Origin of the sequence: uncultured Roseobacter sp. (genome assembly GCF_947496515.1) — a bacterium.
Classification (GTDB): domain Bacteria; phylum Pseudomonadota; class Alphaproteobacteria; order Rhodobacterales; family Rhodobacteraceae; genus Roseobacter.
On the sequence record NZ_CANMDB010000034.1, the window covers coordinates 1 to 9,857 of the forward strand.

9 protein-coding genes are annotated in these 9,857 nt (G+C 56.5%); all 9 read right to left on the reverse strand.

What is annotated here, in order from left to right; all coding sequences use genetic code 11:
* Positions 1–351 precede the first annotated feature (351 nt).
* Positions 352–585, reverse strand: coding sequence for a hypothetical protein (locus tag Q1A53_RS23005; protein WP_299971646.1), 234 nt, complete (start codon positions 583–585; stop codon positions 352–354).
* A 49-nt stretch (positions 586–634) separates the two neighbouring features.
* Positions 635–1,756, reverse strand: coding sequence for an alanine/ornithine racemase family PLP-dependent enzyme (locus Q1A53_RS23010; protein ID WP_299971649.1), 1,122 nt, complete (start codon positions 1,754–1,756; stop codon positions 635–637).
* Positions 1,753–2,952, reverse strand: coding sequence for a DUF1611 domain-containing protein (locus Q1A53_RS23015; protein WP_299971651.1), 1,200 nt, complete (start codon positions 2,950–2,952; stop codon positions 1,753–1,755). The genes Q1A53_RS23010 and Q1A53_RS23015 overlap by 4 nt, the downstream gene beginning before the upstream one ends.
* Positions 2,953–3,047: 95 nt before the next feature.
* Positions 3,048–3,806, reverse strand: coding sequence for a hypothetical protein (locus Q1A53_RS23020; protein ID WP_299971654.1), 759 nt, complete (start codon positions 3,804–3,806; stop codon positions 3,048–3,050).
* 70 nt (positions 3,807–3,876) lie between these two features.
* Positions 3,877–4,230: a hypothetical protein gene (locus Q1A53_RS23025; protein ID WP_299971657.1), complete on the reverse strand. Its 354-nt coding sequence runs from the start codon at positions 4,228–4,230 to the stop codon at positions 3,877–3,879.
* 891 nt (positions 4,231–5,121) lie between these two features.
* Entirely contained in the window at positions 5,122–6,642 is a 1,521-nt protein-coding gene (locus Q1A53_RS23030; RefSeq protein ID WP_299971660.1) for an ABC transporter transmembrane domain-containing protein, read from the reverse strand.
* Between the two features lie 50 nt (positions 6,643–6,692).
* Entirely contained in the window at positions 6,693–7,754 is a 1,062-nt protein-coding gene (locus tag Q1A53_RS23035) for a hypothetical protein (protein ID WP_299971663.1), read from the reverse strand.
* The gene (locus Q1A53_RS23040; RefSeq protein ID WP_299971665.1) at positions 7,754–8,575 is read right to left on the reverse strand and encodes a hypothetical protein; all 822 of its coding nucleotides are present in this window, start codon (positions 8,573–8,575) and stop codon (positions 7,754–7,756) included. Before Q1A53_RS23040 ends, Q1A53_RS23035 begins: the two co-directional genes overlap by 1 nt.
* Positions 8,572–9,267 (reverse strand): aspartyl/asparaginyl beta-hydroxylase domain-containing protein, encoded by a 696-nt coding sequence (locus tag Q1A53_RS23045; RefSeq protein WP_299971668.1) that lies wholly within the window; start codon positions 9,265–9,267, stop codon positions 8,572–8,574. The genes Q1A53_RS23040 and Q1A53_RS23045 overlap by 4 nt, the downstream gene beginning before the upstream one ends.
* Positions 9,268–9,857: the final 590 nt, after the last annotated feature.

The window sequence follows — 9,857 nt, forward strand, 5'->3', positions numbered from 1 at the left end:
GGACAGGCGCTGGACGATCATCGGATGGGGTGTAGCATCTGTTCAATTCTGGCTTTGGCTGGTGATACGAGCGGCCCTAAACTGCCGTCCATCCTGCCTTTGTTATGCCGCAGTGCGGCCAGCCGAAGGAGACATTCGCCGCGCCTGCGAAAACAGGCAACCCGCTAGTTCACAGTTCGCGGAAAAACCGCTCTTTCACTTTGATTGCGCCAATGGCCGCTTTTCCAGTGCGAAAGATCCAACATCGTAGAAGAGACGTGAGGCGGAAACCTATTTGTTTTCTTCTCGCACGAGCAGACTATGAATTGCCAGGTTTGGTGGCAAACAGAAGACATGGCATCAGTGTTCGTATCATCCCTTTTTGACGGCTTTGGATGTATGTTTTTTCTTCGGTGCAGAGGCGGCGTCGGTAGGGGTGTTTGCTTCTCTCTCGAGCCGGGCAGTGCGAAGCCGGGCGATCTTAACTTGTCGTTGCTGTGCTTCTTCGTCGATTATTTCCCTGACAACACGCGTTGTCTTGTCCATCGCCGTTTCCGGTTGGAGATCAAGTGCTTTAAACAGGGTTGTTTTCGTCGGCTTGGGCAATGGTCAATCTCCTTAGGGGCTTCGTATTCACATGTTTGAGCCAGGTACTTCAGACCAACGCCAGGCCTTTGCTTGTACCTTGGATGTTTCGCGACCGCCTTGGCGACCGGTCCGAGAGCAGCCTTGTTTCCACGTCGGGTGCGGCCATGGCATGCATCAACGCGCTATAGTTTATCTGAAATCTCATCTCGGTTCCGACCGGTAGCGGTGAGCGGTTCGTACAAATGACAAGATGATCGCTTGTTGCGCCGACAAATGAGTGCCCGGACGGCATCGAAAGCCCCGAAACATCCGTGTCCTGATGCCCAATGGCAAGGAGCAGACGTGTGGTGTACCCTCTCTCCGGGACAAGGCGAAGTCTTACCAAAACCGGATCGACAAAGTTGGCGCGTGGAAATACCGGCTTTGTATCGGTCTCAATGACTTCGGCGACCAGTGTGAATGCATCCTTATACAGGCCGCCTATCTGATCTCCTGTAACTGGATCAACGCCAAGAAGTATAGCTTCCCCCAGCCTCAGATCGTTGATGCGACCAGTCGATTGCCCCTCGAGCGCCCAGGGCAAACTAGCGGAACCGCCACCAGATACCGTTTTTAGAAAAGGGCCACATACCCCTTCGGTTTCCGTCGCCAAGCCGCAGAGAGCCGCCATATTGCTAGCATTGGGGGCTATTCCACTGAGGCAGGCAAAGTTTGACCCGACACCTTTTAACGCAACACCGGGCATATTCATGACGTGCCTAGCAATTGTGGCCAAATTCTCTGGCAGTATCCCTTCGCGCAGATCGCCCATCTCGACCATCAGGATAATGCCATGAGTCGTGTTTTCCCGGATCGCAGCAGCTGCCAAGGCTGCGATCACGACTGGCTCTGTATTATAGCTTGCCTCGCAGAGTTGGACGACCTCATTGGTTTGGCTCAGCAGCGGTGTTCGGATCAAAGTAATCGGGCTTGTCAGACCGGCTGTGCGCAACCTCTGCACGTTGCTGAGACGCGCATCGGCAAGACCCAAAGCGCCACCGTCCAGCATCGCCTGAGCGACGGCAGGATGTCCACAAACGGCTTTGGTGACGCCAGTGACACTGATGCCACGCCTCTCCAGCCGCACGACAACTGTCTTAGTATTGTGGCGTATCTTGCTAAGATCCACTTCTATGCGAGGAGTGCTCACACCGCAGCCACAGGTATTCCTCGATGCAAACCAGGATAGGCGGCGACGACCATGGCGAGCAAATGCGCTGCCGGTCGGCTTAACGCGTCGGTCACAGGCAATCCAAGTTTTTGAGACTGTGCTGCAATGGCGTCCGTAATTTCGGCGTCAGTCATCTCTTCATGATTGAGTGTGACGCCGATAACCCTCGTATCGGCAAACGCTTCGATAAGGGCAATCTCACTTGATGGGCTGGGCATTGGCATATTGGGAAAATCGCAGCGATGGGCGCGTTTGGGCGCGTGCTGGAGGATGACCGCATCGGGTTGGCTGCCCCGCAAGACAAAAGCGGAGGTGCAAAAGGCCGGGTGGCTTAACGCACCCTGACCCTCGATCAGAATCACGTCAGGCTGTTCACCGTCCGAGGCGGCAACAATCGCGCCCTCAAGCTCGCCACAGCAGAACTGCGGCGGCACGGCGTCCATTGCCACACCATATTTTGCGCCCTGCATCAACCCCGTCTGGCCCGTGCTAACAAGCACCGTTTTAATGCCCTTTGCGTTCAGCGTACGGGCCAAAACGGTCGCTGTCGTCCGCTTTCCAATGGCGCAATCGGTCCCTAGAACCGCAATACGCAGAGCTTCCACCCCTGCTACGCTGCCATCAAACAGTCGCATGTCTTTGCTTTGCTTGGGTTTTCGTATGTCGCGGATGGTGACATCCCGTTGGGAAGCGGCGGTAGCGATTTCAGGGTCATCGCACAAGTACTCATGTAAACCACTGACGATGTTCATCCCGAGTGCTATGGCGTCCAGAACGACGCTTCGATCCGTCGGTGAGAGCCTCCCGGTCGAGGGTGCCATCCCGTAGATGAGCGTGTCGGGGACCAACGCTTCATGGACGAGAGCCGCATTCAGATCATTGAAGACCGGTATGTTGTTCATCGCATCGTCAAGAACCAGCCCGCTGTCCTGCCCACCGTGGGTACTGTCGATGACTGATAGGATCCGGTAGGCTTCTGAATGACGCACGAGGCCGTTTGCCGTCTTGCCATCAATTTTGGCGAAATTGCCCTCGCAGTAGACAATGGCACTGGGGGGGATGATCGGCTGAGCTACAGTATTGGATTGCGTGCTTTCGTTTTGAGCTGATGGGGACGCTTGCACGCCGCTGACATTCCGTTGGATGGTATCCACCGTCTTGAGGTCGGGTTCCATGTTTTGGTCCTTTAGCATGATCGGCAAAAATAACATCGCTGCCATCGGTGCCGCGATTTGAAGTAGGAGCGGTCGCGTTCCGGCGCGGTGCGCGCTCAGTTTTCGAGCACGCACAAGCCTTTTGATTTTTGGAAGTTCTTGTTGCATGCCCAACGGTTTCCGGACCTGTCGAGATGGGCGTTCGCAGGAACCTCTATAGCTATGCACCTATCATCAGACGCGGCGTATCCCCGTTCGCATTTCCACCCCTGACCGTACGTCGCATCATCGAAGTAGGCATGCTCGGGGACCACAACGGCTGCGCACAGATCATCCTGTTCAAAATAACCCCGTTCACATGTCCAAGGCTGGCCATAGCTTGATGTATTCAGGTAGGCGTTGAGCGGAACCGCAATGGCGATACATGCGTCTCCGTCGGCCCGAAACCCACGCTCGCAGACCCATTCGGACCCGTAAGACGTATCCGCCAGATGGGCGTTCGCGGGCAGGACAATCTCCTGACAGATATCGTCGATTTTGAGAAATCCGCGCTGGCAATGCCAGCGTTCGCCTGAGGGGTCGAGAAACCCGCCCTCGGGGACAATCACTTCAGCACAGGCGCCTTCATTGCTCCTGCTAAAGCCGTGGAAACACTCCCACCCGGGACCGTATCTGTGGTTGGTCTCAAAAGCATTTTCCGGCACAATCACCGCCGCACAGGCGTCGCCATTCAGTCTATACCCCTTATTGCATTGCCACCCATCCCCGTAGCTTTTTGCGCTGGAGTTCTCGGGCATCAGCTGACCGTTGGATTGGGCAAATGCAGGCATTGCAAGGAGAAGCAAAGCAAAGATCGAGAAGACAAAGAACGCCATCGTTGTTTGAAAGGCAGTCAACATACGTGTCCCGCAAGCTGCCTGCGGCCGTCGACGCATTAGGTCAGACCTATGATCCATCCAGCTCAAGCCCCGCGAGACAAGCTGCTGCGAGGTCCCGGTTTGGCGTGTCGGAGCCCGGTGGTGTCGCCCAGCCCGTATCCATCATAGCCTTGCGGCGGTTAAACCCAGAGGCCTCCTGAAGGACGACCAGTTTGTCTGCGCTTTCCGGGTCAGCCGCTGACATATCCAGGCAGACTGGCACCATCGCCAGAGTCACTTCTTCGCCCGCAAGTTTCCGCGCCATATCCTGAGCGTTGCCGCTGGTTGTCCAGCCACCCCAGGTAAAGCCGAGGATAGAGACCGCAATCGCACCGGTTAATGCACCGTAAATACTTGGTTTCGTCCATTCTGGAAAAGTCATTTTGTATCCCTTGACGGAGAAAGCGCCGCCTCACTGTTTCGTTTTTGTGCGACCCCTACTTACCCCACGGCCATTTGTAGGTCGCGATGATCGTTTAGGCGCAATCAGTATCCGCCAGTGGCTTAAGGTTTTGGGGCCCTACACCATGCTGTGACTCTGTATAAGTTCATCTCCCTCAACGAACTTACGACTGCCTGCGGCAAGTCATCGGCAGAACCGGTCACCACAAACGGATAGACCAAGTCACAAGGGTTGGTCGTGCTCGATAACATCGGCAAACTTCCCAAACACCGATCCTTTTGAGAGGACGTGACAGCTAGATTTTAGTGGTGAAAGATTATAGTCCGCTCTGGCAGAGCGATGGGCTTAGACCTCAGAAGACTAAATCTGTTGTAAGTTTTATGTAGTCTCTTGGCACCGCGATTGCAATGCCACCTGTTCTGACTCTGTTTCTATGTCCGCCAATACTCTTGAAAGACATGAAAGTTGGAAGGCCATCACGCTATTTTTCAGCAAAACCTTCGCCAGTTACGTCGCTCTTTTTTGTATGATACCCTGAAGCCGATCTTCGCAGCACGTCAGAAAATCGACCCGTTTGGCTCGTAGCCGACCTCCAGGGCAGTGAAGTGTGTTAACGACTATGGTCTACCCTGTCCGCTCACGGCCTATTAACGCGATTGATCCAACGTAGATCAAAAACGTCGCTACCAGATTTCGTGCAAGAGACTTTCTCATAGTCCGTCAGGCCCGGACGCGCGTTTCGTGGGCGCAAAAGATCTGGCATTTATCCCTTTAAACCACACACTTTGAGGAAGAACCCAACTAAGTGCCAAGTGAAAAATGGCTTTGATTAGCAGTTGAGCGTGGGACTATTGCGGAGATCATATTTGCCTACGCGGGAAGAAAGAGCTCCTTGGCCATGGCCGAAGTGGGCTCTGATACAGAAGTTGACACCAGACAGGACGCTTGAACCTTGTTCAGGTGGCGAAAGAGGATCGTCAGTTCTCTATTCCCAAATCCGATCTCATCTGCATCAACGAGCGCTAGTCTTGGCCGGGCAAGCAACCCGCGCACCAGATAGATGGCCGTAGCTTCGGAGGAGGTCAGATTTTGCCGGTCTTCTGCGACCAAACCAGATAGGCCACCGAGGCGCTCGCAAAGAGGCGTTAAGCCCGCTTGCTCAATAGCGCCGAGGGTTGCAGAGTCATCGGGCTTGTAGCCAAGACCAATGGTGCATTCGCGCCGCAAAGATCCAGTGAGCCGAGGGGCAAATCGGCCAAGATAAAGGATCTGTCCGGTCCGCGCGGCGGCAGACGGCAATCCGCAAACCTCCAGCGTGCCGGAAGCCACTTTCTCCAGCCCCGCGGCCACAGTCAAAAAATGGCTCTTCCCGCAGCGCGGCGGCCCCATCAAATGCCAGATCTCACCGCGTCCCATGTCGAAATCCAGCGGTTCTGACCACTGCGGCAGTTGTATGTTTCGAACCTTTAATACCGGGACGTTCTCTACTGGATCGCGCTTATTCTTTACGGGCAGGGTTTGCCCGGCCAGCGTATCAGCAAGCTTTTTCGCCGCGACCCGGTAGCCCGTGAAGCGGTCCCGGACATCAGCAAGCCTTCTGAGCGGCCACACGATCAGCGTCAGCGCCGTCAGGGCAGCGACCGCATCCTCAATGTCCAGCGACAATCGGATAGACAATCCCAGGCAAATCGCTGCGGCCGTAGCGGCGGCGACCTCGGGCAGCGCGCGCACGGTTTCGCCCAACCAGGAGCGTAGAACGGCGGCTTCAGTGATCCTGCGAGAACGCTTCGCCAGCCCCCTCAACTCGGTCTTCAGACGTCCCGACCTGCGCAGAGCGAGGGCTTGCGGCAAACGTTCTGTCATGTCGGCCGCCATGCGGGCCTTCCGTCTCCTCAGTGCAGAATGCGTTCGCTTCAACGGCACCCCGAGAAGCAAGATGGCCAGCAGAACGACGAGAATGGGCGCAGCAGCGCCATATGCTAGCCTCGGATGCAGCAAGAAAAGAACGGCAAAGGCCGCGGGGATCGTGATGACCGCTGAGATCAATCGAGCGAGGCCTTTGGACACCCACCCTTTGAGCGCATTGAGATCGCCCACGTAGCGCAGCGCCATGGACCCTTTGCGGCGCTGAGCGACGATGATGACTGGCGTGCGGCTCATGTGCAGGAAAAGTTTGCGACGGATAGCGGCGGCGTAACCTTGCCCGGTCGCCTCGGCAACCACGGCCTCCAGTGATCGCAGTCCAAAAATCACGAAACCTGTTCCCGCGAGCAGTGTCAGAGCCCCCATCGGCGGCTCACTAGCGCCGTGCCGCAACACCGCAACGATATCTCGTGTCGTGAAGGCAGCAACAGCGATGGTGCCGGCGTGACCCAATGCGAGCAGGGTCAAGATGATCAGGCCGACCCACCGCGCTTCCCCGCAGACCGGTGGCAACCTGCTCACGCGGCTTTTGGATGCTTGGATTTGCATAGCGACTGCACCGCGCTGATCACTACGGGATCGCACAGCTCCTCCCGCGAGAAAATCGGATGGTGCATGCGGCTTCTGAGCTCAGCGAGGTCACCCGCCGATGAGGTGATACGCCCGGTCAACGCCATGGGAGTGATACCAAGGTGTTCGAGGCGAGTGAGTGCGGCTTCTGCGGACAATGGATCGTGAACCGCCAGGAGCACTGCGTCAAACTGAGTTAGGAAATCCGGCTGCTCTAGAAGGACCTGCGTCTCTGCCTGCGCGACGCCATCCGCAAGCTCACTTACGCAAACCTGGTGGTCGGCAACCGCACCCAGCAAGGTCTTCGCAGCGGCGAGCAAGCGATCGGTAGACTGGCAATGCGTCGATGCAAGTCCGGCATCTGTGAAATCAAGGACACGGTCTGCGCCCGCTGCCTCATACATCTGCAAGTCGCCGAAGGCACCTGTCCCCGTGAGTTTCAGCGCGGCGACGTCGTGACCAAGGCGGGAGAATCCGTTTACCAATCCGGCGGCAGCGGCTGTTTTGCCCGAGTTCATGCTGGTGCCGACAACGAGCAAACTGAGACCCGGGCGTGTGGATGCAGTTTCCGACAAGGCGTAGTCCGCAATGTTCAGGATGGCCCCGGTCTCATCGCACACTGCGCCCAGTGGTTTGAGCCTTGTTGGCAGGCCCACTCTGCCGTTGCGTTTTGTCAATTCGCCAATGACACCGCCGCCAGCGAGCAGGGATGCGCCCGCGGGATCGATCACTGACCGCCCGCTAAATTGATCGGGCGCAAAGCGATCCGCGCAGCAAAGAACGACCAGATCGTTTAGGAAAATCGTTGAAAACCGGCCATCGGCGAGTTGAACCCGCTTGTGATTTCCGATCCGTTCAACCGCTGCAAGAACCAGATCGCCCGGTCTCACACGTGTGACATCGGACCACATATGCGTCGCATCAGACTTTTGGACACGCCGCGTGGTAAATGTCCACTTGGCGGTTTCCAAAAATGGCTGCGGGGCCGCTGGCGATGCGTCGACCTCCATCACGCCGCCTTTTTCTTCATAGCTTCACCAACAGGTCTGTCCGCTGAAACAACGAAGTCCATATGCAGTTCCGCTTGCGACACGCAATCCGCGAAGCTGTGAGTACAGTCCGGCAAAACCCGGAAGTCGATCCGAGGCTGAATACCGTATTCCTCGCACGCCTGTTTGACTGCTGAACACCAGTTCCGTGAACGTTCCAGTCTGTCGTATCCCTGCTGAGCATCGATCGCAGAGCCAGTACGCAGGTGTTGATCGCGCTCAGTGTCATGACCTCCCACCCGGACTACGATTTCGCGGTCAAGAAAGTGAACGAGGTTGGCGCGCATCAGCAGAGGGAGTTGATGTTTCGTTTCAGAACGATCACCGATGCCAAACGGGTGTTTGACTTGCGAATCCGGGAACGTCCACCAACCCGGGGCAGCTGCGCACAACCTGCCGACCAAATGCGGATAGAACCAAGCGAAGCGGTGCGCAAATTGGCCGCCACCCGAATATCCCGAGAGATCAAAGCGGCCTGGATCAATGATACCCAGCTTTCTTAGCCTTGCCAGTAGCCTCAGCAGCGCAAGATCAGATCTCTGCGCGCAAGCCGCCTTCTGGAACCTTTTCCAGTTGTGTTCATCGAATACGGGCAAGACGACGGTCCGCCCGCTGGCCGCGGCCATAGGCGACAAGAGATCGGTCATCAGTTCGGCTTCGCGCCGAATACCGTGGACCGCGATGACAGGAGGTGCCGGATCCGATGACGTCGGCGTCAGAACAAAGGCTTGTGGCAGAACACCACTTATGGCTGGCAGGACATCTACGCGGACAGAAGTCACGCGGCACGCTCCTGCGCCTCTCTGGCGGACGCCGTTGCGCGCTTTGCTTGCGCGCGCAGTTCCGCTGGCAGCAGATCGAAGATTATATGGACCCGATCTTCCTCGCCATCATTCTCTGCTTCATGCATCTGGTCATTGTCAAACCACCACAGCTCGCCCTCCCGCATGCGAACTTCTTCGTCCGCCGCTTTGAGCCAGGAACCGAGCGAAGACTTGAGAACGAAATGGTAGCGACCGCGCAAACGGTAGTATTCCCCCCGGTCCACATGCGGATAGACTTTCCGACCCGCCGGCAAGCAGACGACTTTCGCGCGCCCCAACTGGCAGTTCAGAGTTGAAGCGGTGTCTTTCAGAAAGGCGCGTATCTTAGGGTATTTGACCGATCCAGACGTCCATCGGCTTTCGTGGACGTCGCGGCGCGCGCGACCGTATATTTTTGACTTTCGCACCCCGCGTATCGGGATTGCCAGTGCTTCTCTTTGGACGGCTATTTTGTCCTGCCGCCCGGTCACCTCGGCCCAGGCATCATCAATACCCGCGATCTCGGCCAAATAGGGCTGTACCGCGAGCCCGGCTTGAATGCGTTTGAAATACTTCATTGCAACATCCTCCAGTATTTCGATCGACTGCGCACGGCTCTCGCTTCGGATCAATAAGCTGGGAAAGGTCAACGGATGGTTTACACCACTCACGTGCTCTCGATTTTTCTGAATTTTTAAACTTCTACGTATGTCGGCGGGCGTGAGGTCACTGTCCCCGTCCAGCGGCCTCTATCTAAGCCGACGGCATGTCAGATGCCCATAAAGACAGTTTTAATCATTTTCCGACAATCCTCGGCGCGTAATCGATCGTTTGACCTGACGTGCTGAGGAATCGTGCGCCGCCGTGCATGTCGAACTTGGATCGCTTGCCTCGGGGCAGCGGCCTTCAACTATTGAGGAAGCCAAATGAACACATGTCACGTTTCCCGCCGTAACTTCTTGATGGGAGCCTCAGGCAGCTTGCTGATGGCTGGTTGCGCAACAGCACCTTCAGGGCCACCGCGCGACATCGGTTTTGAGCTGTGGTCGGGTGTGCCTGGCAGCACTTTCGGGGCGCCTGTCAACAAAACAGTGCGGTCGCGCCGCATATCCGGGCCGTTCAACTGGACACATCCCGTCACGGGTCAGACCACACAGGTCTACCGGCGAGACAATCAGGATCCTTTGATCAGCCCCACCTGAGTGGTCCAATTTGATTGTTAGTGCATGATTGGCGTTTGGTCCATCTGGACGATGGTTTC

Coding starts and splice junctions, on each gene's coding strand:
- Q1A53_RS23025 (WP_299971657.1), bottom strand. CDS start 4,230: ATGACTTTTCCAGAATGGACGAAACCAAGTATTTACGGTGCATTAACC.
- Q1A53_RS23015 (WP_299971651.1), bottom strand. CDS start 2,952: ATGGAACCCGACCTCAAGACGGTGGATACCATCCAACGGAATGTCAGC.
- Q1A53_RS23035 (WP_299971663.1), bottom strand. CDS start 7,754: ATGGAGGTCGACGCATCGCCAGCGGCCCCGCAGCCATTTTTGGAAACC.
- Q1A53_RS23020 (WP_299971654.1), bottom strand. CDS start 3,806: ATGGCGTTCTTTGTCTTCTCGATCTTTGCTTTGCTTCTCCTTGCAATG.